This window comes from Aeromonas sp. 19NY04SH05-1 (assembly GCF_040581895.1).
Taxonomy (GTDB): Bacteria; Pseudomonadota; Gammaproteobacteria; order Enterobacterales; family Aeromonadaceae; genus Aeromonas; species Aeromonas enteropelogenes.
On record NZ_CP095328.1, the window covers coordinates 497501 to 521498 of the forward strand.

The 23998-nt window shown below is 59.2% G+C and carries 19 protein-coding genes, 7 tRNA genes and 2 rRNA genes (1 of these 28 only partly in view); 12 read left to right on the forward strand and 16 right to left on the reverse strand.

Features of this window, described 5'->3' with window-relative positions; all coding sequences use genetic code 11:
* The 3 genes from MRK42_RS02350 to MRK42_RS02360 form a co-directional block, all read left to right on the forward strand.
* Positions 1-686: ribosomal RNA gene (locus tag MRK42_RS02350) — 23S ribosomal RNA — on the forward strand; it begins 2203 nt to the left of the window's first position.
* Between the two features lie 120 nt (positions 687-806).
* Positions 807-921 (forward strand): 5S ribosomal RNA (gene rrf, locus MRK42_RS02355).
* 94 nt (positions 922-1015) lie between these two features.
* Positions 1016-1092: transfer RNA gene (locus tag MRK42_RS02360), tRNA-Asp, on the forward strand.
* 438 nt (positions 1093-1530) lie between these two features.
* Here MRK42_RS02360 and MRK42_RS02365 read toward each other — a convergent pair.
* Positions 1531-1618: transfer RNA gene (locus tag MRK42_RS02365), tRNA-Ser, on the reverse strand.
* Positions 1619-1814: 196 nt separating this feature from the next.
* Here MRK42_RS02365 and MRK42_RS02370 point away from each other — a divergent pair.
* The gene (locus MRK42_RS02370) at positions 1815-2564 is read left to right on the forward strand and encodes a DsbA family protein (RefSeq protein WP_354688876.1); all 750 of its coding nucleotides are present in this window, start codon (positions 1815-1817) and stop codon (positions 2562-2564) included.
* A 281-nt stretch (positions 2565-2845) separates the two neighbouring features.
* Positions 2846-3745: a sulfite exporter TauE/SafE family protein gene (locus MRK42_RS02375; RefSeq protein ID WP_354688877.1), complete on the forward strand. Its 900-nt coding sequence runs from the start codon at positions 2846-2848 to the stop codon at positions 3743-3745.
* Here MRK42_RS02375 and MRK42_RS02380 read toward each other — a convergent pair.
* On the reverse strand, positions 3663-4475 hold the full coding sequence (locus MRK42_RS02380) for a hypothetical protein (RefSeq protein ID WP_354688878.1): 813 nt from the start codon (positions 4473-4475) through the stop codon (positions 3663-3665). The two genes, MRK42_RS02375 and MRK42_RS02380, sit on opposite strands and share 83 nt — an antisense overlap.
* A gap of 180 nt (positions 4476-4655) precedes the next feature.
* The gene (hemL, locus tag MRK42_RS02385; protein ID WP_354688879.1) at positions 4656-5942 is read right to left on the reverse strand and encodes a glutamate-1-semialdehyde 2,1-aminomutase; all 1287 of its coding nucleotides are present in this window, start codon (positions 5940-5942) and stop codon (positions 4656-4658) included.
* Positions 5943-6183: 241 nt separating this feature from the next.
* Here hemL and clcA point away from each other — a divergent pair, with 241 nt between their 5' ends.
* The 3 genes from clcA to erpA all read left to right on the forward strand — a co-directional run bounded on the left by clcA (position 6184) and on the right by erpA (position 8799).
* The gene (clcA, locus tag MRK42_RS02390) at positions 6184-7575 is read left to right on the forward strand and encodes a H(+)/Cl(-) exchange transporter ClcA (RefSeq protein ID WP_042026740.1); all 1392 of its coding nucleotides are present in this window, start codon (positions 6184-6186) and stop codon (positions 7573-7575) included.
* A gap of 87 nt (positions 7576-7662) precedes the next feature.
* Positions 7663-8364 carry a DUF6776 family protein gene (locus tag MRK42_RS02395; protein ID WP_026456437.1) on the forward strand — a complete coding sequence of 234 codons (702 nt, stop codon included), beginning with the start codon at positions 7663-7665 and terminating at the stop codon, positions 8362-8364.
* 84 nt (positions 8365-8448) lie between these two features.
* Positions 8449-8799 carry an iron-sulfur cluster insertion protein ErpA gene (gene erpA / locus MRK42_RS02400; RefSeq protein ID WP_026456436.1) on the forward strand — a complete coding sequence of 117 codons (351 nt, stop codon included), beginning with the start codon at positions 8449-8451 and terminating at the stop codon, positions 8797-8799.
* A gap of 115 nt (positions 8800-8914) precedes the next feature.
* Here the strand turns inward: erpA and nhaC are convergent, their stop codons facing one another.
* Positions 8915-10324, reverse strand: a complete 1410-nt coding sequence (gene nhaC / locus MRK42_RS02405; RefSeq protein WP_026456435.1) for a Na+/H+ antiporter NhaC — start codon at positions 10322-10324, stop codon at positions 8915-8917.
* A 300-nt stretch (positions 10325-10624) separates the two neighbouring features.
* Between nhaC and MRK42_RS02410 the strand changes: the two genes are divergently transcribed.
* On the forward strand, positions 10625-10834 hold the full coding sequence (locus MRK42_RS02410; RefSeq protein ID WP_042026738.1) for a hypothetical protein: 210 nt from the start codon (positions 10625-10627) through the stop codon (positions 10832-10834).
* Here MRK42_RS02410 and MRK42_RS02415 read toward each other — a convergent pair.
* The 9 genes from MRK42_RS02415 to rsmC all read right to left on the reverse strand — a co-directional run bounded on the left by MRK42_RS02415 (position 10829) and on the right by rsmC (position 15855).
* The gene (locus tag MRK42_RS02415) at positions 10829-11101 is read right to left on the reverse strand and encodes a late competence development ComFB family protein (protein ID WP_354688880.1); all 273 of its coding nucleotides are present in this window, start codon (positions 11099-11101) and stop codon (positions 10829-10831) included. The genes MRK42_RS02410 and MRK42_RS02415 overlap by 6 nt on opposite strands.
* A gap of 109 nt (positions 11102-11210) precedes the next feature.
* A tRNA-Leu gene (locus tag MRK42_RS02420) sits at positions 11211-11296 on the reverse strand.
* A gap of 71 nt (positions 11297-11367) precedes the next feature.
* A tRNA-Leu gene (locus MRK42_RS02425) sits at positions 11368-11453 on the reverse strand.
* Between the two features lie 46 nt (positions 11454-11499).
* A tRNA-Leu gene (locus MRK42_RS02430) sits at positions 11500-11585 on the reverse strand.
* Positions 11586-11631: 46 nt separating this feature from the next.
* Positions 11632-11717, reverse strand: a tRNA-Leu gene (locus tag MRK42_RS02435).
* A gap of 55 nt (positions 11718-11772) precedes the next feature.
* Positions 11773-11858: transfer RNA gene (locus MRK42_RS02440), tRNA-Leu, on the reverse strand.
* 128 nt (positions 11859-11986) lie between these two features.
* Positions 11987-13447, reverse strand: coding sequence for a glycogen synthase GlgA (gene glgA / locus MRK42_RS02445; protein WP_354688881.1), 1461 nt, complete (start codon positions 13445-13447; stop codon positions 11987-11989).
* Positions 13437-14654, reverse strand: coding sequence for a glucose-1-phosphate adenylyltransferase (gene glgC, locus MRK42_RS02450; protein WP_026457173.1), 1218 nt, complete (start codon positions 14652-14654; stop codon positions 13437-13439). Before glgC ends, glgA begins: the two co-directional genes overlap by 11 nt.
* Positions 14655-14805: 151 nt before the next feature.
* Positions 14806-15855, reverse strand: a complete 1050-nt coding sequence (gene rsmC / locus MRK42_RS02455; protein ID WP_354688882.1) for a 16S rRNA (guanine(1207)-N(2))-methyltransferase RsmC — start codon at positions 15853-15855, stop codon at positions 14806-14808.
* Between the two features lie 280 nt (positions 15856-16135).
* Between rsmC and dapA the strand changes: the two genes are divergently transcribed.
* On the forward strand, positions 16136-17008 hold the full coding sequence (gene dapA, locus MRK42_RS02460; RefSeq protein ID WP_042026733.1) for a 4-hydroxy-tetrahydrodipicolinate synthase: 873 nt from the start codon (positions 16136-16138) through the stop codon (positions 17006-17008).
* Positions 17009-17082: 74 nt separating this feature from the next.
* Here dapA and MRK42_RS02465 read toward each other — a convergent pair whose 3' ends face one another.
* Positions 17083-18048: a CYTH domain-containing protein gene (locus MRK42_RS02465; RefSeq protein WP_354688883.1), complete on the reverse strand. Its 966-nt coding sequence runs from the start codon at positions 18046-18048 to the stop codon at positions 17083-17085.
* A gap of 169 nt (positions 18049-18217) precedes the next feature.
* On the opposite strand from MRK42_RS02465, the gene MRK42_RS02470 reads away from it, so the two are divergent.
* Together MRK42_RS02470 and MRK42_RS02475 are read left to right on the forward strand one after the other, a co-directional pair.
* On the forward strand, positions 18218-18898 hold the full coding sequence (locus tag MRK42_RS02470) for a TIGR00153 family protein (RefSeq protein ID WP_026458279.1): 681 nt from the start codon (positions 18218-18220) through the stop codon (positions 18896-18898).
* A gap of 25 nt (positions 18899-18923) precedes the next feature.
* Positions 18924-20189, forward strand: coding sequence for an inorganic phosphate transporter (locus tag MRK42_RS02475; RefSeq protein WP_338611700.1), 1266 nt, complete (start codon positions 18924-18926; stop codon positions 20187-20189).
* Positions 20190-20269: 80 nt separating this feature from the next.
* On the opposite strand, the gene MRK42_RS02480 is transcribed toward MRK42_RS02475, so the two are convergent.
* A complete protein-coding gene (locus MRK42_RS02480) occupies positions 20270-22741 on the reverse strand; it encodes a bifunctional aspartate kinase/homoserine dehydrogenase II (RefSeq protein ID WP_338611701.1) in 2472 nt (823 codons plus the stop codon).
* Complete coding sequence (metB, locus tag MRK42_RS02485; protein ID WP_338611702.1) at positions 22741-23904, reverse strand: cystathionine gamma-synthase; 1164 nt, start codon at positions 23902-23904, stop codon at positions 22741-22743. Before metB ends, MRK42_RS02480 begins: the two co-directional genes overlap by 1 nt.
* Positions 23905-23998 lie beyond the last annotated feature (94 nt).

Below are 23998 nucleotides of genomic sequence, written 5' to 3' on the forward strand. Positions count from 1 at the left end.
TCGCGGACAGTGCCTGGTGGGTAGTTTGACTGGGGCGGTCTCCTCCCAAAGAGTAACGGAGGAGCACGAAGGTTGGCTAATCCTGGTCGGACATCAGGAGGTTAGTGCAATGGCATAAGCCAGCTTAACTGCGAGACGGACAGGTCGAGCAGGTACGAAAGTAGGTCATAGTGATCCGGTGGTTCTGAATGGAAGGGCCATCGCTCAACGGATAAAAGGTACTCCGGGGATAACAGGCTGATACCGCCCAAGAGTTCATATCGACGGCGGTGTTTGGCACCTCGATGTCGGCTCATCACATCCTGGGGCTGAAGTCGGTCCCAAGGGTATGGCTGTTCGCCATTTAAAGTGGTACGCGAGCTGGGTTCAGAACGTCGTGAGACAGTTCGGTCCCTATCTGCCGTGGGCGTTGGATGATTGAAGGGAGTTGCTCCTAGTACGAGAGGACCGGAGTGAACGAACCTCTGGTGTTCGGGTTGTCACGCCAGTGGCACTGCCCGGTAGCTAAGTTCGGAATCGATAACCGCTGAAAGCATCTAAGCGGGAAGCGAGCCCTGAGATGAGTCATCCCTGACCCCTTGAGGGTCCTAAAGGGCCGTTGGAGACCACAACGTTGATAGGTGGGGTGTGTAAGCGCGGCGACGTGTTGAGCTAACCCATACTAATTACCCGTGAGGCTTAACCATACAACACCCAAGAAGTGTTCTAAGGCTTGTAGCAAATAGAATGAACTACTCAAATTCAGTGATAGCGAAGCCAACAGGCAAATCGTTATTCACGTCAGCTTTCTCAGATTGAAGAATTTGCCTGGCGGCCATAGCGCCGTGGAACCACCTGAACCCATGCCGAACTCAGAAGTGAAACGCGGTAGCGCCGATGGTAGTGTGGCATTCGCCATGCGAGAGTAGGACACTGCCAGGCACCCAATTAAACGGTGATGTGAAAGACATGACCGGCTGCGAGGATGACACCTCAGAAGAAGCGGCAAATGATTTAGCGAAAGCTAACCGAATGCGGAGCGGTAGTTCAGTCGGTTAGAATACCGGCCTGTCACGCCGGGGGTCGCGGGTTCGAGTCCCGTCCGCTCCGCCACTAACAAGAAGCCCAGTCGACAGACTGGGCTTTTTTTCGTTTTTAAGGCCTTCCCTGATGGGAAGGCCTTTTTCGCTTCTGGCCCTTAGGGTCATATTCAGCATTGCCTTGGGCAGTTCTCCCTCCTATCAATTTATCTTCTCCCGTTGCGGATCTATTTTCTCCACTCTGAAGCCGTCACGATCGTGAATAGTCTCTTATCTTGCTTGGTAAGATGAATCAAGCTTCTCGTCAGTACTTTATCTAAGTCAATGTCACTGTGTATCTGGGCAACGGAAATGGATTATTCGGAAGAGGATATGGGGTGGGCATCAATGATGGGATATGCAGCCTGCTGCGTTTGGTGTTGTTGAGGCAAGGGGAAATAGATGAGAGAGGGAGCGTATCAGCATATACAAAAAAGCCCACGCAACCAAAGTTGCATGGGCTTCGAATTGATGGCGGAGGAGGTGGGATTTGAACCCACGGATGGTCGCCCATCGCCGGTTTTCAAGACCGGTGCATTCAGCCGCTCTGCCACCCCTCCGCAGCAGTGCGGCGAATATTACCATGCTGTTTCTGCTTGTAAATCCCTGACTTGCCTGATCGCTGGTTAATTGCACGAAATCACGGCAAAAGGGATGAAAAGGGTGGGGTTATCGCATTTTTCACCAGATAACTTGACTTGAATACAGACTCAACCACTATAGTGGCCACCATCATATCCTCTGCAAGATAATGTTATGACTATTAAAAATGCCCTGTTTTGCGCCTTGGCGGGCGTAACCCTGCTGGCGGCTCCGGCCCAGGCAAGCGAGTTGACCAAGACCGATGTCGAGCAAATCGTGCGTGACTATCTGGTCAAGAATCCGGAAATACTGGTTGAGATGTCCAATGCCCTGCGCGCCAAGCAGGAGCAGCAGCAAGCCGAAAGTGACAAGGCGCTTATCAAGGCTCATGCCAAGCAGCTCTATGGTAACAATGACCCCGAGATGGGTAATCCGAAAGGCTCGCTGACAGTGGTCGAGTTCTTCGACTATAACTGCGGCTACTGCAAGCGCGCCCACCCGCTGGTCAAACAGCTGATCGCAGAAGACAAGGATATCCGTTACATCTACAAGCAGTTCCCGATCCTGAGCGAAACTTCCTACTTTGCCGCACGCGCTGCACTGGCAGTCCAGTTGGGACAGCCAGACAAGTACCAGGCCTTCCATGAGAAGCTCTATGCGCACAAGGGGCCGTTGGCCGATGAGGCACAGGTCAAACAGGTGGCTGAGGCGGCAGGCGTGAACTGGAGCAAGGTTGAAGCCAAGCTCAAGGATGGTAGCATCGATCAGAATCTGGGTACCAACCGGGCACTGGCGGAAGCGCTTGCCATTTCGGGCACTCCTGCCTTTATCATCGGTGATCAGATCCTGCGTGGCGCACCGCGGGATCTCGCGAGTCTGAAAGGCTTCATCAAGGATGTGCGTGAAGGCAAGAGCATTCAGTAAGATCTGTTTGCACTTTCAGTTGTGATAGAAAAAGAGGGCCGGTATTGCTACCGGTCCTCTTTTTATTATGCCCATCGGAACAGGTGGTCGTCGCGAAAGGACCATAACAGCGTCCGACGGGATGGGCCTCTCGCCCCAGTAACAAGTATTAGCAGAGTCGTTCGACGTCTATCCGGGAATATTTGCTCCCACTGTCGCGTATTTGGGGGATTGCTTAATTCCAGTCAAGATTTTTCCTGCTGCCTGCCTTAGAATCGCCGCCCGTGGCAGGAGAAACCCATATGTTAGTTGAAATTTTACGGTTAATTTTTATAGTCGGCGGTCTGGCATACGTCATCATGCTGGTGCAGGCATGTTGGCGAATGAAGCGTAACGGGACGATCGAGCCCACCCCCTTCTGGCCTGTGGCGGCGATCGGGGGGATTGCCAATTTCCTCGATACTTTGGGGATTGGCAGCTTCGCGGTGAAGACGGCTTGCTACAAGCAGTTCAAGCTGATCGACGATCGTCTGTTGCCCGGCACCCTCAACAGTCAGTGTGTGTTGCCTGCGGTGACCCAATCACTCATCTTCATCGGCGCAGTGGCCGTCGACCCCCTGACCTTGCTCAGCATGATGGTCGCCGCTGCGGCAGGCGCCGCCTGGGGCGCGCGGCGGGTTGCCTCGTTTGATCGGCAAACCGTGCGGCTGGTGATGGCTATCTCTCTTCTCGTAGTCGCCGGATTCATCTTCGCCGGTCTCCTGGGCCTTTTCCCCGTGGGGGGAGAGGCGATGGGGTTGAGCGGCTACAAGCTGGTGATCGCTCTGCTCGGCAATTTCCTCTTCGGAGTACTGATGAATGTCGGTATCGGTCTGTTTGCACCCTGCATGACTCTCGTCTACCTGCTTGGCATGAACCCGCTGGCAGCGTTTCCCATCATGATGGGCTCTACCGCCGTACTGAGCGTCTTCTCGGCGGGTACCTTTATCCGCAAGGGGACCTTTGATGCCAAGGCCGTGCTGGCGGTTGCCATCTTTGGTCCCATCGGGGTGGTGCTGGCGGCCATGCTGGTCAAGTCGATGGATGTGGAGATGCTGAAGTGGCTGGTCGCCTTCATCGTCATCTATACCTCCTGGACCATGTACGCCTCCTGGCGGGCGGGTCGTCAGCCCTCTCCACAACTGGTTGCGGACGCAAGCTAGCTTGCACCAAGGCGGCCTCGGCTCTGGCCCCGAGAAAGACATAGAGCCCGAGTGCCAGCAGCAGACCCACGGCACATCCCATCACGCCGACCGCAGGCCAGAGCAGCTCGCTCTGGCCCAGCGAGCCCTTGAACAGCAACAGCAGCCCTTCGATAGAGACCGCGATCAGGATGGCGGCGATGAAGCGGGTGATGGTGCGGCGAATGGCGCTATGGCGGAAGATATCCTTATGCAGCAGCACCTCCTCTTCCAGTATGGTTTTGCCGAGATCGAACACCGCCAGCGCCAGGGTCAGGAAGATGATGGCGCTGAAGGCGCCAAGCCGGTTCTGCCGGGTGCCGCACAACAGCAGGTAAAGCTGCTCCAATCCGTGCCAGATGAGGGTGGCGACGATCAGGAACAGGGCCGCACTCAATATCACGTAGACACCCTTGAACCAGGGAATGGCGCGCCGCCGCCCACCATCGCCCATCAACCAGGCGATCAGCTGGTGCAGGCAGACGGTGACTGCCCGTCCCTGACCACGGATAACCAGATGCAGCCGGTCAGATTCGGCAGGCGTTGGGGGCAGGATCCCGGTAGCCCCCTGCCACTGTTCGATGCTGACAATGAAGGGGTAGCGTTTGAGCGAGGCGAGCGGGGTTTCGAGCAATCCCTGCAACAGAGGATGCAGTTCGTCGCCAAACTCCTGATAGCGTCGCAACACGTCGATGGGGCTCATCTCTGCCATGGGAACCTCGTTTGCATGGGGCCTGAGCTGGATGTGCAAATTATGGGCCTGCTTTATGACAGGGATAGGAGAGGGAATTGCACCAGAAGGCGGCAGGAGAGGGGCGGGTCAGGCAGTATTGCACCGCCAAGGTGAAGAATAAAAAAGGGCCCTCGTGGGCCCTTTTGTATCGGCAGGGGATTAACCGGCCAGCTTGGCGAAGCAGCGATCGGCGGCTGCCAGGGTGTGTGCTATCTCCTTGTCGCCGTGAGCCATCGACAGGAAGCCAGCCTCGTAGGCGCTCGGCGCCAGATAGACGCCCTCCTCCAGCATCAGGTGATAGAAGCGCTTGAAGCGCTCCATGTCGCAGCGGGTTACCTGCTCGTAGCGGGTGATCTCGGGCTCATCGGTGAAGAAGAAGCCGAACATGCCGCCGACATAGTTGATGGCGAGCGGGATACCGTGTTTGGCCGCTGCGGCTTTGAGCCCCTCAGCCACCTGGGCTGTTTTGGCGCTCAGCTGATCATACAGGCCCGGCTCCAGCAGCAGATCCAGCATGACCAGGCCGGCGGCCATGGCCACCGGGTTGCCGGAGAGGGTGCCCGCCTGATAGACGGGGCCGGTCGGGGCGATGTGCTGCATCACCTTCTTCTTGCCACCGAAGGCCCCCACCGGCATGCCGGCACCGATGATCTTGCCGAGGGTGGTCAGATCCGGGTCAATGTTGTAGTGCCCCTGGGCGCCGCGCAGGGAGACGCGAAAACCTGTCATCACCTCGTCCAGGATCAGCAGGGCGCCGAACTCGTCACAGATGGCGCGCAGCCCTTCCAGGAAGCCGGGGACCGGCGGAATGCAATTCATGTTGCCAGCCACCGGCTCGACGATGATGCAGGCGATCTCGCTGCCGTACTGGGTGAAGGCCTCGCGCACCGAGTCCAGATCGTTATAGACACAGGTGAGAGTGTGCTTGGCGAAGTCGGCCGGCACGCCCGGGCTGTTGGGCTGGCCCAGGGTCAGGGCGCCGGAGCCGGCCTTGACCAGCAAGGAGTCGGCGTGGCCGTGGTAGCAGCCTTCGAATTTGACGATCTTGTCGCGGCCGGTGTAGCCGCGGGCGAGGCGAATGGCGCTCATGGTGGCCTCGGTGCCGGAGTTGACCATCCGCACCTGCTCCATGGAGGGGACGATCTGGCGCACCTTCTCGGCCATCAGCACTTCGATCTCGGTGGGGGCACCGTAGCTCAGCCCTTTCTCGACGGCCTTGATGACGGCGGCCTTGATGACCGGATGATTGTGACCCAGCAGCATGGGACCCCAGGAGCCGATATAGTCTACATAGGCCTGACCGTCGACGTCATAGAGGTAGGCGCCATCGGCGTGGTCGATGAAGCGGGGTGTGCCGCCGACCCCATTGAAGGCGCGGACCGGTGAGTTGACGCCGCCCGGAATGGTCTGGCGGGCCTGTTCAAACAGCTGATCTGATTTTGACATGGATCATCCTTAATGGGATTTTGGTCGTCACACAGGGGAAAGCAGCCGATTGAGACTCGGCAGGTTGTGGCATGAGGAGTATGCTTTGCGCTCTCGCCACCCGGACTCTCGGTCTGCACCCGTGACAAAATTAACGGGCCGACTATAGCAGAAAGCCCCAGCCCTGGGCAGCCGAGCAATGCGCCGGGTGATCCTGATCTCAGCTCGCTGACGATGTCGTTTTTCAAGTTGGTGTAACAAGATGGCGCAACAAGCTCTCTCCTCTTCTGAACCGGATGCAGCTCCTCGGGGAGCCGTCTCTCGAATCATCCGGCAAGACAAGATCCCCTTGCTGGTACTGCTGCTCGCAGCCTTGGTCGGCACCTTGGCGGGACTGGTATGCGGCCTTTTTGAATCTGGGGTGCATTGGCTGGTCGGGCAACGCCTGGATCTGCTGGCCGATCGCCCATGGTGGCAGCTCGGGCTGCTAGGCTTTGGCTTCAGCGCCCTGCTGGGGCTGGTCGGTTACTTTCTTACCCATGCCTTTGCCCCCGAGGCGGGCGGCTCCGGCATTCCCGAAATCGAAGGGGCGATGGACGATCTGCGCCCGGTGCGCTGGTGGCGGGTGCTGCCAGTCAAGTTCTTCGGCGGCATCTGTACCCTGAGCTCCGGCATGGTGCTGGGACGTGAGGGGCCGTCGGTCCAGATTGGCGGCAACCTTGGCAAGATGGTGGCGGATATCTTTCGGCTGCCCAAGGAGCATGGCCATGCTCTGCTGGCCGCCGGGGCGGCTGGCGGCCTTGCCGCCGCCTTCAATGCGCCGCTGGCTGGGATCCTGTTCGTGATGGAGGAGATGCGGCCGCAGTTTCGCTATTCCTTCCTGGCCATCAAGGCGGTGGGGATCTCTGCCATCATGGCCACCCTGATGCTGCAGAACATGAAGGGGCAAGCTCCCGTCATCAGTCTACCGCACTATGATGCCCCGGCACTGAAGGCACTCTGGCTGTTCCTCTTCATGGGGGGCATGTTCGGGGTGCTCGGCTTTGTCTTCAATAAGCTGGTGCTGGCCTGTCAGGATGGCTATCTGGCGCTGCACCAGAACAAACGTCACCGCTTTGTCGCCATTGGCATGCTGGTGGCTGGCACCTTTGGCGTCTTGTCGCTGTTTGCTCCGGCTGTCACGGGGGGCGGTACCGAACTGATCCCCCACCTGATGGGAGGGGAATATGCGATGGCCACCCTGTTCCTCATCTTCTCGGTGCGACTGGTGGCGACTCTTATCTGCTTCTGCTCCGGCGCCCCTGGTGGGGTATTTGCCCCTACCCTGGCCCTCGGCACTCTGTTTGGCGTGGTGTTCGGCCATCTTTTTCACTCCGCGTTTCCGGATCTTGGCATTGAGCCCGGCGCTTTCGCCATCGCGGGCATGGGGGCGTTGTTTGCCGCCACAGTGCGTGCGCCCATCACCGGCATAGTGCTGGTGACAGAGATGACTGACAACTATCAGCTGATCCTGCCCATGATGATCACGACCGTCGGCGCGACCCTGGTGGCGCAGGGATTGGGTGGTCGCCCCATCTATTCCCAGATCCTGGAGCGAACTTTACGGCTCGCCGCGCGTCAAAAGCGGGGAGAGAGCGGCGCCACCACCAGTTAACTCCTTGTATATCACCGCGGTTCAGCTTGGGTCGCGTATAGTGAAGGGAAGGTGGCTGCCGTATGGCGTGGTAACAGAAGAGGCCCTATGTCCCAGATATTGAAGTTGTTGGCGGTGCTGATCGTGGGGGCGCTCATCGGATACTTTGTCGGTAACCGACAAGAGTTGGCACAGAGCAGTCTGCTAGTGGTGCAGCAGGAGACGCTGGATCGCCAGGGCAAGGCCATCGGTCAGCTCAAGACCGAGCTGGGCGTGAAGGATACCCAGCTGGCGACCCAGAAGGCAGCCTTCGAGCAGTTGCAGACCACCCTGAAGAGCCAGGAGGCTCAAGTACAGGAGCTCAAGCGCCAGTTGGCGTTCTTCGAGCGGATCATGCGCCCCACCGGTGAACAGGTCGGGGTGGTGATCGATAACCTCACCCTGCAGGAGACCAGCATTCCCGGTCGTTATCACTATCGTCTGGCCCTGACGCAACCTGCCAAGAAGCGCGAGCTGTTTCGCGGTCAGGTGCAGATCCGGGTCGAAGGCAGCCAGGGTGACAAGCCCAGAGTGCTGACCGGACGGGATCTGGGGATGAAGGTGAGCGAATGGCGCTATGCCCTGCGTTATTTCCAGCTGCTTGAGGGGAATTGGCAGTTGCCCGAAGGGTTCGTGCCGGACCGGATCCGGGTCACCATCAACAAGGATGGCCGGCAGCCGGCACAGGAGTTGCTGGTGGAGTGGGGCGAGGTGATCAAGCCGCTGGTCGCGGCGCCACCGGCTCCCGTGCCCGCCACCGGACAAGAGTAGTGGTGAATACTTGAACTGAATGGTCGGGTATTGGATAATTTCGCGGTTTCCATGTTTGTGGATCTAATGGTTGTGAGGTCAGTGATGAGTGCAGTAGCAGAAGCCCCGTTGCCAATCCAGATGACGGATGCGGCAGCCAACAAGGTGAAGACCCTGATCACCGAAGAAGAAAATCCGGAGCTCAAGCTGCGGGTATACATCACGGGTGGGGGCTGCTCTGGTTTCCAGTATGGTTTTACCTTTGATGAGAAGATCAACGATGGCGACACCGTGGTCGAGAAGAACGGCGTTACCATGGTGATCGATCCCATGAGCCTGCAATATCTGGTGGGCGGCAGTGTGGATTACACCGAGGGTCTGGAAGGTTCGCGTTTCACCGTGACCAACCCCAACGCCACGACGACCTGTGGCTGTGGTTCCAGCTTCTCCATCTGACCACGAATCCGGTTCGATGCAACGGCTCTCGGCAACGAGGGCCGTTTTTGTTGGTTGAGTGGTAATAACGATAAAGGCGCCGCAAGGGCGCCTTTATCCTGTTCAAAGTGCTGGGTTAGCGGGAGCTGGCCGCCTCGACCAGCGGTACCCGATTCACAGCCTTGCCCAGATAGGCGAGGGTGATAGTCACTATGATGCAGGTGAAGCTGAGCCACATGTAGGGTAGGTAATCGAGGGTAGCCACCCCCAGTACCCCGGCCATGAAGATGCCGTTGTCGCTCCAGGGCACCATGCCGCAGGTGAGGGTGCCGCCAAACTCGGCGTTGCGGGAGAGGTTCTTGCGCGCCAGTCCCAGCCGGTCGTAGTTCTTGGCCATGATCTTGGGGGTCAGGATCAGCGACACATACATGGCGGAGCCGAACACGTTGGCCAGGAAGGCGGTGCCTATGGTGTGGGTAGTCAGGCTGCCCGCTCCGTTGATGCGCTTTTCAAAGGCGCTGGCGATCACTTCCAGAATGCCGACCTTCTCCAGCAGGCCACCGAAACCCAGACCGAAGATGATGACGGCCACCGAGCCCAGCATGGATTCCATACCGCCACGGCCCAGGATGTTGTCGATGAAATCGACACCGGATGTGATGGCAAACGGGCTGTAGGCGGAGTGCATCGCCTTGACCGGATCCATGTCCTGGAAAACGATGGCCCACACCAGGCCCAACAGGGCGCCGAAGCTGATCACCGGGAAGGCGGGCTTGCGGTTGGCCAGGAGGCCCAGCACCAGCACCACCGGAATGATGGCCAGCGGGGTGATGTTGAACTGCTTGTCGAGCGCTTCCATCACCAGGTTGACCTGCTCCAGGCTCACATTGCCCGAGTACTGCATGCCGACCACGGTAAACAAGGCGGCGGTGATGATGTAGGAGAAGAGGCTGATAGGCAGCATCCCCTTGATGTGTTCCATCACGTCGACGTTGGACATGGTGGAGGCCAGTACCACGGAGTCGGAGAGCGGAGATAGCTTGTCACCGAAGTAGACGCCGGAGAGCACGGCACCGGCCACCAGAGGTGCGGGTACCCCCAGGCTGTGGCCTATGCCCATCATGGCGATGCCGGCGGTGGCTGCGGAGCCCCAGGAGGTGCCGGTGGCCAGCGAGGTGAGGGAGCAGATGATCAGGGTCGCCAGCAGGAAGATGGAGGGGTGTATCACCTTGAGGCCGAAGTAGATGATGCTGGGCACTATGCCGCCGGCAATCCAGGTGCCGACCAGGGCACCGACGGAAACCAGGATCAGGATGGCCCCCATCCCCTTGGAGACGCCGTCGACGGCAGCCTGTTCCAGGGATTTGTAATCATGGCCGAGCTTGATGCCCAGCCCCATGATGACGAACCAGGCGATGAACAGGGCCAGCTGGATCGGCAGGTCGAGCACGCTGGTAAAGGAGAAGGCCAGGGCCAGGAAAATGGCCAGGCAGGCAAATACCTGCAGCATGCTCGGCAGTCGGATTTGGTTGTGTTGGTTTTGCATAGATACTTCCTAAACTCTTGCTCGCCAAGGTCGGTCCCTCTCGTCCTGTGGATATCTGTATCCCGAGGGGCCAACCCAAAAAGAGGCCGCAATCTATCACAATCCGGGGGGAGAAAATCCCAACTGAATTGGCAAAAACACAAGATTGATTGAAAAAATCACAATTTAGTTGATCTCATAACCCATTTTTGAGCGCCATGTTGGCAAGGTAAGCGACATTCGAAGCTCGTTTGAAATGGCTTGCACCACCAATAGATGAAGATGATAATTGTTCTCAATTGTGGGGCGAGGAGAGAAGAGATGCGCTGGGGGTTGAGAGGGGTCCTGTTACTGGCCGCGTTGGCCGTGCTTTATTGGGGGCACGGGAAGGAGTATGGCTTCTGGAGTCTCGGTTTTGTGCTGGCGGCCTGGGTGATGCTCGAGCCCAGGTTGAAACCTGCGCTGATCTTGCTGCCAGTGGCCGGGGCGGCGGGGGCCGTCACCCTGCTCTGGCAGCAGCCATGGCTATGATTGCTTGGTGGGGGCCTGCTTGATGGTCTGCTGGGCCAGCTTGAGAGACTCGATGACCTGTTTCTCCATCTCGGCTCGTTTGGCGTCAGTCAGGAAGTAGATCATATCGACATCGTGGCGAATGTAGTGGGCAGGCAGCTGGTTGAGGGTGAGGCAGCAGAGATCGGCCATCTGATCGCTGCTCAGGGTCTGTTGCAGTCCCTGCTTCTCAATCTCCTTGAGCATCAGGTGTTCGTAGAAATTGTGAATATCGGTATCCAGTATCATAACGGTTCCTTGGCATGGCGATAGGCGGGGAATCGTCAAAAGGATAGTCATAACAAGGAGTAAAAACAAAAGGCCCGTCACTTTCGTGATGGGCCTTTTGCGTAATGAATGGTGCGAAGAGAGGGACTCGAACCCTCACATCCGTGGGACACTAACACCTGAAGCTAGCGCGTCTACCAATTCCGCCACCTTCGCACACTGATTTTTTCCATCTGGTTTTTACATGCGGATGGAGCGCATCGTTCTGTTTTTACATGTCAGAGTCATGGTGCGAAGAGAGGGACTCGAACCCTCACACCCGGGGGGCACTAACACCTGAAGCTAGCGCGTCTACCAATTCCGCCACCTTCGCACATCGGGTTATCAGTCTGGATTTACATGCTGTCTGATAAAAAGCATGGTGCGAAGAGAGGGACTCGAACCCTCACACCCGGGGGGCACTAACACCTGAAGCTAGCGCGTCTACCAATTCCGCCACCTTCGCACATCGGGTTATCAGTCTGGATTTACATGCTGTCTGATAAAAAGCATGGTGCGAAGAGAGGGACTCGAACCCTCACACCCGGGGGGCACTAACACCTGAAGCTAGCGCGTCTACCAATTCCGCCACCTTCGCACATCGGGTTATCAGTCTGAATTTACATGCCGCCTGATAAGAGCATGTTGCAGTATGGTGCGAAGAGAGGGACTCGAACCCTCACATCCGTGGGACACTAACACCTGAAGCTAGCGCGTCTACCAATTCCGCCACCTTCGCATCACTGCGGAGGGGGATTCTATAGAGTTTTGGGGGAGCGTCAACAGCCAGAGGGGACTTTTTTCACTGTTGGCGCTCAAAGCCATGCCAAAGGGACAAAACTTCAGCAATTCGCCGACGCCGATGGCTCAGTGGCGTCCAAGGGCACTCTGGTACATCTGTTCATACTGGGTCACCGAGTCGGCCCAGTTGAAGCGAGTGCTCATGGCATTGCGCTGCACTTTGGCGAAACGCTCCTTGTCCTGCAGGAAGTAGAGCAGGCTGCGACGCATGGTATCGAGCAGGATGGCCGCCGTAGGATCGTTGAAGCAAAAGCCGGTGGCATGCTCGGGATTGGCATCCCAGTCCACCACAGTATCTTTCAGGCCACCCACGGCACGTACCAGCGGCAGGGTGCCATAGGCCAGGCTGTACATCTGGTTGAGGCCGCAGGGTTCGAACAGGGAGGGCATCAGGAAGAAGTCGGCACCCGCTTCCACCAGATGGGCCAGCCTGTCGTCATAGGCGTTGATGAAGGCCAGCTTGTCCGCATGCTGTTGGGCCATGGTCTGCAACTGGGCTGCGAGCACGGGATCGCCGGAACCCACGATCACCACCTGTACCTGATGGTGGAGGAACTTCTCCAGCGCCGGGATCAGCAGTGGCACGCCCTTTTGTTCGGTCAGGCGACACACCATGCCATAGATGGGCAAGTCCGAGACGGGCAGGCCCACCTCCTGTTGCAGGCGCTGCTTGCAGATCCCTTTGCCGGCGAGATTGTCGATGCTGTATGTAGCAGGCAACAGCTCGTCGAATTCGGGATCCCAATCCTTGTAATCACAGCCGTTGAGGATGCCGCACAGATCGGCTGCTCGTTGCTGGAAGATGTGGGCCATGCCGTGGGCCCCAAGATGGGTGAGCAGCTCCTGGGCATAGTTGGGGCTGACCGCATTGATCTTGTCGGCGTAGAGCACCCCGCATTTGAGCAGGTTGACGTGGCCATAGTCGTAATTGATGCGGCGTTCGTAATCGGCAATCTCGGGGATAGCCCAGAACTGCTCGCGACCAAAACCTCCCTGAAACGCCGCGTTGTGAATGCTGATCACGCTGCGGGTGTGCTGGAAGAAGGGGTTGTGGGCATGTCGGGTCTTCAGCAGCAGCGGCAGCAGACCTGTGTGCCAGTCGTTACAGTGGGCGATATCGGGGGCAAAACCTATTTGTTCACAGGCATGCAGGGCGGCCGCAGACAAGAATGCAAAACGTTCGCCATTGTCACCATAGGCCTGATTGTTTTCGGCGTAGAGCTGGGGGCGATCGAAGTACTGCGGGCAGTCGAGCAGATAGACACAGACACCGTCCAAATCCATCTGGTAGATGCGATAGCCGATATCCGGCAGGCCTGGATGGGTTGGCAACCAGCGGGATGCCAGCAGTCTGGCCTCATCCCGCCGTTTTATAGTCTTGTAGAAGGGCAGCATGATCCGGACATCATGCCCCTTCTGGGCCAGGTACATGGGCAGGGCTCTGGCGACATCGGCCAGGCCCCCGGTCTTGACCAGCCCCTCAACTTCCGAGGCAACAAACAGGATTTTCAGTGGGTTAATAGCCAACTCTTGCTCCCTTAGGTACCACGACGATACCGCCTTCGGATACGGTGAATCGCTCTCTGTCGTGGTCGAGATTTTCACCGATAACGGTGCCGGGTGCAATTTCAACGTTTTTGTCGATGATGGCGCGCCGGATGGAGCAACCTTCTCCTATCTTCACATCCCCCAGCAGGACGGATTCACTGATATGGCTGCATGGGCCTATGTTGCAACGAAATCCCAGGATGGAGCGCTGGATCTGGCTGCCCTGAATGAAGCAACCAGCGGAGATCAGTGAGTTGGCGATCTTGACCTTGCACTCTTCGCTGTCGATGAAGGTGGCGGGCGGCAGGGCTGGATAGTGGGTATGCAGCGGCCACTTGCGGTTATAGAGGGAGAAGGGGGGATTGTCAGCCACCAGATCCATGTGCGCCTGCCAGTAGGAGTCGAGGGTTCCTACGTCACGCCAGTAGACATCCGGCTTCTCGCCCGGGATGAGATTGGTGCTGTAATCGTAGACATAGACGGGCGCGCGCGGGTAAAGGCTGGGGATCACATCCTTGCCAAAATCATGGCTGGAGTTCTCTTCAGTGGCATCCCGTTTGAGCTCGCGGCAGAGGGTCTCGGTCTCGAAGATATAGTTGCCCATGGAGACCAGCGCTTGGGTGGGATCGCCGGGAATGGGTTTGGGATGCTTGGGTTTTTCCTGAAAACCTATCATGCGCCCCTCGGTATCCACCTCGATCACCCCGAAGGCGCTGGCCTCCTCAATGGGCATACGCAGGGCGGCGACCGTCATGGCGGCGGCTTTTTGCTTGTGGAAAGCGACCATCTGGCTCACATCCATCTTGTAGATGTGATCGGATCCGAAGATGCAGACGTGGTCCGGTTCGGCGCGCTCGATAAACCCCAGGTTCTGGTAGATGGCATCGGCGGTACCGTCGTACCAGCGTTTGCCCATGCGCATCTGGGCTGGAATGGGGTCGATGAAACGGTCGGTGATACCGACGATGTTCCAGCCTTTCTTCATGTGCAAGTAGAGGGATTGGGACTTGAACTGGGTCAGGACGTAGATGCGCAGGAAATCGGCATTGACGAAGTTGTTGAGGACAAAGTCGATTAGCCGGTAACTCCCGCCAAACGGGACTGCGGGCTTGCTGCGGGTGGTGGTGAGGGGCTGCAGGCGGGTTCCTTCGCCTCCAGCCAGGATCATGGTCAAAATGCCGGCCATCGTATGTCTCTCCCTGAATAAACAAGATGAAAAGGTTTTCAATTCGTTTCAAAAAAACACCCCTTAAGGGGTGTTTTTTGTTTCCATTCAAGTACCTTATCAGATCCCGTGCGACGCTCTCTAGCGCTTTCGGGACAAGACTTACACTTATTTACACTTTGCTCAGATAGACCTTGAATTTGGCATCACTACGCACTGTTTCGGTCTGCTTGAAGTGCGTATCCAGTATAGGCTGGTATCGCAGGAAGGCGTTGGCCACTATGGTCAGGCTGCCATGAGGGCGCAGATATTCTGGCGCCTTGGCGAGAAACGTCTCGGTAGCGGCGTAGAAGGTCTTGAGCCCGGCATGAAACGGGGGGTTTGAGACGATCCGGTCAAACTTGCCGCTGATGTCGGAGTAGACATCGGAAGCATGCACCTTGCCCTGCAGGCCGTTGATGGCCAGGGTACGGCGGCTCGATTCCAGTGCCAAGGCATTGATGTCAACCATGGTGACCTCAAGGCCGGGATTGCGCTTGGCCAGCACCGAGCCTATCACCCCGGCACCGCAGCCAAAATCGAGCAGCTCGCCGCCCATGGGGGGCAGGGTCGCCAGCAGCATCTGGCTGCCCAGATCCAGTCCGTCCGCACTGAACACACCCGGCAGGGCCATCACAGTCAATTCGGTGTCACCCATCTTGCACTCATAGCGGCTGAACCAGGCATCCAGCTCGAACGGGGCAACCGGCTTGCTGAGCTCTCCGTGATAGAGGGAACAGCGACGGGCCGAATCGCGCTTGATCGGCTTCTCGCCATAGGGGGCCAGCAGTTTGTCGGCCCCATTGATGCCGCCGCGGTTCTCGCCGGCGAGAAACAGGTCGGCACCGGCTTCCAATAGCGGTATCATCATGGCCAGCAGATACTGGGCCTCGGCCTTGGCCTTGGGCATCAGCAGCAGCAGGGCATCGAAGCGGGGAGCACCGCCCAGCTGGTGGTCGAACAGGATGGCATCCTTGAGTGCGCTTTGCTGGCTGCGGTAATAGCAGTAATCCGTGGTGAAGACGGTCAGGGAGTCGGCCAGAGTGGCCAGCTGGCGGGGATAGTCATCCTCCAGGGCGCCGCACACCAGTAGCCGCTTGCCGACAAAGAGGGCTTGGTTTCGTTCCAGCATCTGGCTGACGGCACTATTTTTATGGCTGATGGCTCCAGCAGGGCTGCTCATCGGTTCTCTCCACGCAATTTTGGGCGGCCATTATACATAGCCGGTTTCGCCTTGACATTTTTGCCGTGTTCCCGAAATATGCCCAGACACCATTTTTTGACCAGAGATGATGAAATGCGGTTCAACGAGTTGAAACGAAAGCATAAAAAAAGCCTGAAATCCGGGCCTGCCGACGTTCGCGCGTAACCTCTCATCCCTGAGAACATTCAAACCCCGGTTGCGCACATCGTACCGGGGTTTTTTATTGCCATATGCGTGCCATTTAGGAGAAGGAGATCCCATGTTTCAAGGTTCAATCGTTGCCCTGATTACCCCGTTTCGACAGGGCAAGCTGGATGAAGAGGCGCTGCTGCGTCTGGTGGAGTGGCATGTCGAGCAGGGTACCCATGGCATAGTGCCGGTCGGTACCACAGGCGAGAGTCCGACCCTGACTCACGACGAGCACTGCCGGGTAGTTGAGCTGGTGGTCAAGCAGGTGGCGGGGCGCATTCCGGTGATAGCCGGGGCCGGCTCCAACAACCCGGTCGAAGCGATCGAATACACCCTCCATGCCGAGCGGGTCGGGGCCGATGCGACCCTGCATGTGGCTGGCTATTACAATCGCCCCAATCAGGAGGGACTCTACCATCACTTCAAGGCAGTGCATGATGCCACCGCCAAGCCCATCATCGTCTATAACATCCCGCCCCGCGCCATCGTCGATGTGCAACCGGCGACTCTGGCTCGCCTGGCCGAACTGCCGCGCATCGCCGGGGTGAAGGATGCGACTGGCGATCTGGCCCGTCCCTGGGTCGAGCGTCAGCTGATCAAAAAGCCCTTTGCCTGGCTCTCCGGTGAAGATGCTACCGCGGTGGCCTACAACATAGGTGGCGGTCAGGGCTGTATCTCGGTAACTGCCAACGTGGCGCCCAAGCTGGTGGCCGAGGTACAGAATCTGGCGCTGGCCGGCAAGTGGCAGGAAGCGCGCGAGCTGCAGGACAGGCTGATCCCGCTTCATCAGGCCATGTTCGCCGAGCCTAGCCCCGCCGGTGCCAAGTACGCCGCCTCCTTGCTCGGTTTTTGCAGCGAAGAGTGCCGCCTGCCGGTGATGCCGCTCTCTGAGGCCACTCGTGAGCGCATTCGCAGTGCCATGCAGCAGCTGAACCTGCTGTAAGTTATCGCAAACAGTCAGAACAAAACGGGTGAGCCTTGGCTCACCCGTTTTGTTTACAGGGCCTCAAGAGAGAGTCAGCGGGCTGTTTGATGCAACCAGGCCGCAATGGCCAGTTGCAACGCCACATAATCCGGATGAAGGAAGAGGGCTGACAAGTCGGCGGGCCAGTGGTCGTTCTGCCGCTCATTTCTAGCAAGGTGTGCCTGAAGGCTTATGAGTTGGGGTTGCCATGGTGCCGTCACGCCGGTGGCGCAGCGCTCAATGAGGGCCACGCCTTCACACAAGGCGGTGAAGGCTTGCTGCTGCACCTCGTCATTTCCCCGGCTTTCCAGCCAGAGCTGCTCATGATGTTGCCAGTGGCGCAGCCCTTCGCCGATGGCGGCAGAGTCACTCATGGCTTTGTCGTCTGTCAGAGTTTGCCGTGCCAGCGGCTTGCCAAGCCCCGCCAGCTGATAGCCACGCTGGGCCTTGGACTGGGCGCCGAGGCGCACGCCGCCGAGCCTGGCGAGACGCCCGGCCAGGGCAAACAGCGCTGCCGTGTCGCCGGATTTCAATTCCAGTTCCAGCTCGTCGATCCGGCTGCTACCCAGGCTGCCGTCGATTTCCCCCTGATCCCAGGCCAGCTCGATCTCGGCCCCGTCGAAGGCGATCAGCCAGTGGCGGCGCAGGAAATCGGTACGGAATTGGGCAATCAGCTGCTGCTGGATACGGTCACGCTCGGCCAGGGTGGGCCAGATGTCGTCGGGAAAGGCGGTGAGGGTGGGCAGATCGCCGTCGATGGGAGCGTTGTATTCGGGTCTGGCGTGCAGTCCGCCCACGACCTGACCGCGGCACTTGATGGTTTGTTCGGCAAATTCATCGCAGCGGCGGATCCTCAATCCCATCTCGAGGCGGCGCAGGGCCAGATCTGGGGTATCGAAATAGACGTTGCCAAGGCGCTGCTGCGATTCCTCTTTAATATCCAATAAATTCATAAGGTTGGATAAGGTTGTCGCGACGTCATTGGCGACGAAAAACTTTATCTCGATCTCAGTTTGCATAGTCATTCCAGGCTGGGAGGCAACTTTGGGGGGCAGGAATCGGGTCGCGAGGATATAATGCCCGCGAGACAACTAGATTAATTCGCGGTTTTATTGAGGGCGCAGTTCGGTTAACATGCGCGCCTCATAAAATCGTATCGAGTGTTTTTTCACCGACACAGGTTTGGCCATGCCAGTAAATACTATTTTGGGGCTTTTTGCCAAGTCCCCCATCAAGCCGCTGCAGAAGCATATCGTCAAGGTTCACGTGTGCTGCGAGCAGCTCATTCCCTTCTTTGACGCCGTTGCCGAAGACCGTTGGGAAGATGCCGAGAAGATCCGGCAGCAGATCTCCCAGCTGGAAAAAGAGGCGGATATCCTCAAGCGTGAAATCCGTCTGAAACTGCCGCGCGGCCTGTTCCTGCCGGTTGCTCGTACCGACCTGCTGGAACTGTTGACTCAGCAAGACAAGATTGCCAACCGTGCCAAGGACATCTCCGGGCGCATGCTTGGTCGTCGCATGGAATTCCCGGCCGAAATGCGGACGGATTTCATGGCCTATCTCAAACGTTGTATTGATGCGACCGCTCAGGCCGAGAAAGCGATCGGGGAGCTCGACGAGCTGCTTGAGACCGGCTTCAAGGGACGGGAAGTTGAAATGGTTGCCGAGATGATCCATCAGCTGGATCTGATCGAGGACGATACCGACACCATGCAGATCGGTCTGCGCCAACAGCTGCAAGCGGTTGAGCAGAACTACAATCCGATCGATGTGATGTTCCTTTACAAAATCCTCGAATGGGTAGGTGACCTGGCAGATCAGGCCGAGCGTGTAGGCGCCCGTCTGGAATTGATGCTGGCTCGTTCGTAATCCACTGACTGAGTAAACACAACTAATGGACATTATCGCGAATTACGGCACCACTCTGGTGCTCGTGGCGGCCTTGTTCGGCTTCTTGATGGCCTGGGGTATTGGTGCGAACGACGTGGCCAATGCCATGGGGACATCGGTTGGTACCAAATCCCTGACCATTCGTCAGGCGATCATCATCGCCATGATCTTCGAATTTGCCGGTGCCTATCTGGCCGGTGGTGAAGTGACCGCCACCATCCGTAACGGCATCATCGACAGCAATGCCTTTGCCGATAGCCCGGATCTGCTGGTGCTCGGCATGATCGCCTCCCTGCTGGCGGCAGGCGCCTGGCTGATCCTGGCCTCCTACTTCGGCTGGCCCGTCTCCACCACCCACTCCATCATCGGCGCCATCGTTGGCTTTGCCGTGGTGAGCATTGGCCCGGAAGCGGTGCAGTGGAGCAAGTTTGGTGGCATCGTCGGCTCCTGGGTCGTGACCCCAGCCCTTTCCGGCGTCATCGCCTACTTCATGTTCATCAGCGTGCAGAAGCTTATCTTCAACACCGATGATCCCCTGAACAACGCCAAGCGCTATGTGCCGTTTTACATGTTCCTGACCTCCCTGGTGATCTGCCTGGTGACCATCAAGAAGGGCTTGACCCACGTTGGTCTACACCTGACCAATGGGGAAGGTGTCCTGCTCTCAGTGGCCATCTCCATTGCGGTAGCGATCGCGGGCTGGGTCTACATTCGCGGCCAGAAATACAACCCGCAGGATGACAGCAAGATGCACTTCGCCAACGTGGAGAAGGTATTCGGCATCCTGATGGTGATCACCGCCTGTGCCATGGCCTTTGCCCACGGCTCCAACGACGTGGCCAATGCCATCGGTCCCTTGTCTGCGGTGGCTTCCATCGTGTCTTCCGGTGGCGAGATCGCCAGCCAGGCCTCCATCGCCTGGTGGATCCTGCCGCTCGGCGGCATTGGCATCGTGATCGGTCTGGCGACCATGGGCGAGAAGGTGATGGCGACTGTCGGTACCGGCATCACTCACCTGACCCCGAGCCGTGGTTTCGCCGCCCAGCTGGCGACCGCCGCGACCGTGGTGATCGCTTCCGGTACCGGTCTGCCCATCTCCACCACCCAGACCCTGGTGGGGGCCGTCATGGGTGTGGGTCTGGCGCGCGGTATCGCGGCGCTGAACCTGGGCGTACTGCGCAACATCGTGGTCTCCTGGGTCATCACCCTGCCGGCAGGTGCCATCCTGGCCATCGCTATTTTCTACGTGCTGCAGGCCTTCTTCTCTTAAGAGAGGAGACTGCCAGCAAAAAGCCCGAGTCATCGACTCGGGCTTTTTTATTGCGCCATGGCTGGCTTGTATCTATCGGTTCAGAGCGCCGCGCAGATCTGCCACAGATCGTACTGGATGGCGGCGGCCGTCACCTCGCGCCCCGCCCCCGGCCCCTGGATCACCAGCGGGTTGGTGCGGTAACTGTCGCTCTCGATGGCGAACACGTTGTCGCAGGGCAACAGGTTGGCAAACGGATGGTGGGGTTCGAGGCTCTCGAGGCCAACTCGCGCCTTGCCGTCATGCTCGAAGCGGGCGACGTAGCGCAGCACTTTGCCAAGGCGCTTGGCCCCCTCGAAGGCGGTCTGGATCGGGCCGTCCAGCTCCGTGAGCCGGTCCATGAACTGATCCGTATCGACCTTGCGCAGGGCGACGGGCACCAGGTTCTCCAGCTCGATGTCGGCGGAGTCGAGCTCGAAACCCGCCTCCCGCGCCAGGATTAAAAGCTTGCGGCGCACATCCTGACCGGAGAGATCCTCGCGGGGATCCGGCTCGGTCAGACCGTGCTGCCATGCCTCGTCCACCAGCTCGGAGAAGGGGCGAGTGCCGTCATACTGCTGGAACAGCCAGGAGAGGGTGCCGGAGAAGATGCCGGAAACCCCCTGGATGCGATCACCGCTCTGGCGCAGCATCTGGATGCTGGACTGGATTGGCAGGCCGGCCCCCACGGTGGCGTTGTAGCGCCACTGCACCTGATGGTCGCGACAGGTCTGCTTGATGCGCTGGTAGAACTCGCTCTCGGCCGCGCCAGCGAACTTGTTGGCGGCGATGATGTGGATGCCGAGCTGGGCGAACTCGGGGTAGTAGCGGCTCACCGTCTCGCTGGCGGTCATATCCAGCGCAATCAGCGCATCGAAGCCGTGCTGCTCCAGCTGGCCGAGCAGCTCGGGCCAGATCAGCGGTTTGGGGTCGAACTTGTCCTGTACCTTGAGCGGATCCAGTCCCTCCTCATCCAGCAGGCCTCCCTTGGAATCGAATACCCCGTAGAGGGTCAGCGCCAGGTTGAGCTCGTGTTCGAGGCGCGCCTTCTCGCGGGCGTAGAGGCCGAGCCAGTGACCGCCGATATTGCCCTTGCCGAACACCACCAGTCCGACCCGGGTCGGGCGGCTGAACAGGGCGCTATGCAGGGCGATGAGCAGCGGCTCCAACACCACCTGGCGCAGTACGGCCACCAGGCTCAGACCGTCCCTGGCCACCTGCACAAACTCCAGCGGTTGATCCGCCAGCAGCTGGTAGAAGCGGTGACACTGTTCGGCGTTGTCGGTGACACCGGCACCTACCAGGGCCACCAGGCTGTACCCCTCTTTCTGGATAAGGCCGGTGAAGCTGCCTTGCAGCTGGAAGTCGCGCAGCAGCTCGAAGGCCCCTTGCGCCACCTCCAGGGTGTAGGCGAGACGCAGGATCCTGCGATCCGGCTGGCGCTGCAGGGTGAGCGGATTGAGGCGATGACGGGCCAGGTAGGTTTCGATGGTTGCCACTGTCTGATCAAAGTCGGTCTGCGGCAACACCTTGAGCTCGATGAGGGCGATCTGATCCACCGAGGAGACGATGCGGGCGCCACCGGAGCGCGGGGCGCGGCGCAGGATATGGGTACAGCCCTCGTCCGGGTTGTAGCTGCAGCGCAGGGTGAGGCGCTGGCGGCTGTCGGCCACCGGTTGCAGGGTGCGCGAATGGAGCACCGAGGAACCGAGGCGGGCCAATTCGTTGGCCTCGGCCAGGCTGAGGCGCTCCAGCAGGCGCGCCTCCTTCACCCGGCGCGGATCGGCGCTGTAGACCCCGGCCACGTCGCTCCAGATGGTGGTGGATTCACCATCCGCCAGCTGGGCCAGCAGGCTTGCGCTGTAGTCGGAGCCGTTGCGCCCCAGCAGCAGGGAACGCCCCTCCAGGTCGGCGGCGATAAAGCCGGTCACCACGATGCGGCCGGCGTGCTCGGCCAGCCGCGCCTTGAGCAGTTCGCTGGAGAGCAAGGCATCCACTTTGACCAGGGCGCCATCCTCGGCACGCAGGAAGCTGCGGGCATCAAGCCAGATGGCCTTGTCGCCGCGGCTGGTGAGCAGGGCCGCCAGCAGGCGCGCCGACCACACCTCGCCAAAGGCGAGCAGGCCGTTGCGCTCGAAGCGGTCAAACTGCCCTTCCAGGGTCTTGGCGATCAGCTGCATATCGTCGGCCAACTGTTTGCTCAGCTCGAGCTGCAGTTCCCCCTCCAGCAGGCCATCTATCAGGCTCTGCTGGTAGGCTTGCAGGGCGGAGATGGCTTCACCGGCGGCTTCGTCGCCTGCCTCGGCCAGCTCCACCAGCTGGATCAGCCGGTTGGTGGTCTTGCCGGCGGCGGAGACTACGACGAGCTCTCTCCCGCCCCCTTGTTGTTCGGCTTGTTGTTCGAGAATGCTGGCGACCCGGCGATAACAGACCGGATCTGCCAGGCTGCTGCCACCAAACTTGTGCACATGGCGCCGCTTCAATCCTGCTTCTGTTGCCACCGCGATCTCTCCTTGCTGTTGTTGCTGTTCCATTACTTCGCCGCCTGTTCTGCCTGTGCAAATGCCTGGGCCAGATCGGCCACCAGGTCTTCACCGTGTTCAATACCGACCGACAGGCGCAGCAGTTGGGCGCTGATGCCTGCCGCTTGCTGCGCCGCCGGGGTCATGGCCCTGTGGGTCATGCTGGCCGGATGGGCCACCAGACTCTCCACCCCGCCGAGTGATTCCGCCACCGAGAAGAGGGTGAGGGCCGCGAGGAAGGCGCGAATGCCCGCCTCGTTGCAATCGAGTTCAAAACTTAGCATGGCGCCAAAGCCCGACTGTTGACGGCGCGCAATCTCATGACCCGGATGGCTCGGCAGGCTGGGGTGGTAGATGCGTTTGACCAGGGGTTGCTGCTGCAGGAAGGCGAGGATGCGGTCCGTGTTCTCCTGGTGGGTGCGCAGGCGAGGAGCCAGGGTGCGCAAGCCGCGCAGGGTGAGGTAGGAATCGAACGCCCCTGAGGTGAGACCCAGACAGTTGGCCCACCACACCAGCGACTCGGCAATGGCCTGTTCCTTGGCAATTGCCACGCCGCCCACCACGTCCGAGTGGCCGTTGATGTATTTGGTGGTGGAGTGGACTACCAGGTCTGCCCCCAGCGCCAGCGGCTGTTGCAGCAGGGGGGAGAGGAAGGTGTTGTCCACCACTACCTTGGCGCCCGCTTCGTGGGAAGCCCTGGCGATGGCGGCGATGTCCACTACCCGCAACAGCGGGTTGGAGGGGGTCTCTACCCATACCAGGGCCGGTTTTTGCGAAAGCGCCTCGGTCAGCGCCGTCTCGTCCCCCTGGTCGACGAACAGCACCTTGTAGTGACCCTTGGCCGCCAGGTACTCGAACAGGCGCCAGGTACCGCCGTAACAGTCGTGGGGGGCGATCAGCAGATCTCCTGCCTTGAGCAGGGCTGTGGTGACCAGGTGGACGGCACCCATGCCGGTGCCGGTGACCACGGCGCCGGCGCCCCCTTCCAGCGCCGCCAGCGCATCCGCCAGATTGGTGCGGGTCGGGTTGCCGGAGCGGGCATAATCGTATTGACGAGGCTCGCCGAAGTCGGCAAAGGTGTAGTTGCTGGAGAGGTAGATGGGTGGCACCACGGCACCGTGCTGCTGGTCTGTCTCAATCCCGGTGCGTACCGCCAGGGTGGCCTTGTGGGTCATATCACTCTCCTTGATGTCTCTTCGAACGCAGGCATCTTGCTGTTACGCGTTATCCCGCCATTGCTGGCCTATGGTGATTCACACTACGCGAGCA

Bases quoted from the DNA above. Each gene is read 5' to 3' on its own strand.
- MRK42_RS02370 (WP_354688876.1), top strand. From the start codon at position 1,815: ATGACTATTAAAAATGCCCTGTTTTGCGCCTTGGCGGGCGTAACCCTG.
- MRK42_RS02375 (WP_354688877.1), top strand. From the start codon at position 2,846: ATGTTAGTTGAAATTTTACGGTTAATTTTTATAGTCGGCGGTCTGGCA.
- MRK42_RS02380 (WP_354688878.1), bottom strand. From the start codon at position 4,475: ATGGCAGAGATGAGCCCCATCGACGTGTTGCGACGCTATCAGGAGTTT.
- hemL (WP_354688879.1), bottom strand. From the start codon at position 5,942: ATGTCAAAATCAGATCAGCTGTTTGAACAGGCCCGCCAGACCATTCCG.
- clcA (WP_042026740.1), top strand. From the start codon at position 6,184: ATGGCGCAACAAGCTCTCTCCTCTTCTGAACCGGATGCAGCTCCTCGG.
- MRK42_RS02395 (WP_026456437.1), top strand. From the start codon at position 7,663: ATGTCCCAGATATTGAAGTTGTTGGCGGTGCTGATCGTGGGGGCGCTC.
- erpA (WP_026456436.1), top strand. From the start codon at position 8,449: ATGAGTGCAGTAGCAGAAGCCCCGTTGCCAATCCAGATGACGGATGCG.
- nhaC (WP_026456435.1), bottom strand. From the start codon at position 10,324: ATGCAAAACCAACACAACCAAATCCGACTGCCGAGCATGCTGCAGGTA.
- MRK42_RS02410 (WP_042026738.1), top strand. From the start codon at position 10,625: ATGCGCTGGGGGTTGAGAGGGGTCCTGTTACTGGCCGCGTTGGCCGTG.
- MRK42_RS02415 (WP_354688880.1), bottom strand. From the start codon at position 11,101: ATGATACTGGATACCGATATTCACAATTTCTACGAACACCTGATGCTC.
- glgC (WP_026457173.1), bottom strand. From the start codon at position 14,654: ATGGCCGGCATTTTGACCATGATCCTGGCTGGAGGCGAAGGAACCCGC.
- rsmC (WP_354688882.1), bottom strand. From the start codon at position 15,855: ATGAGCAGCCCTGCTGGAGCCATCAGCCATAAAAATAGTGCCGTCAGC.
- dapA (WP_042026733.1), top strand. From the start codon at position 16,136: ATGTTTCAAGGTTCAATCGTTGCCCTGATTACCCCGTTTCGACAGGGC.
- MRK42_RS02465 (WP_354688883.1), bottom strand. From the start codon at position 18,048: ATGCAAACTGAGATCGAGATAAAGTTTTTCGTCGCCAATGACGTCGCG.
- MRK42_RS02470 (WP_026458279.1), top strand. From the start codon at position 18,218: ATGCCAGTAAATACTATTTTGGGGCTTTTTGCCAAGTCCCCCATCAAG.
- MRK42_RS02475 (WP_338611700.1), top strand. From the start codon at position 18,924: ATGGACATTATCGCGAATTACGGCACCACTCTGGTGCTCGTGGCGGCC.
- MRK42_RS02480 (WP_338611701.1), bottom strand. From the start codon at position 22,741: ATGGAACAGCAACAACAGCAAGGAGAGATCGCGGTGGCAACAGAAGCA.
- metB (WP_338611702.1), bottom strand. From the start codon at position 23,904: ATGACCCACAAGGCCACCCTGGCGGTACGCACCGGGATTGAGACAGAC.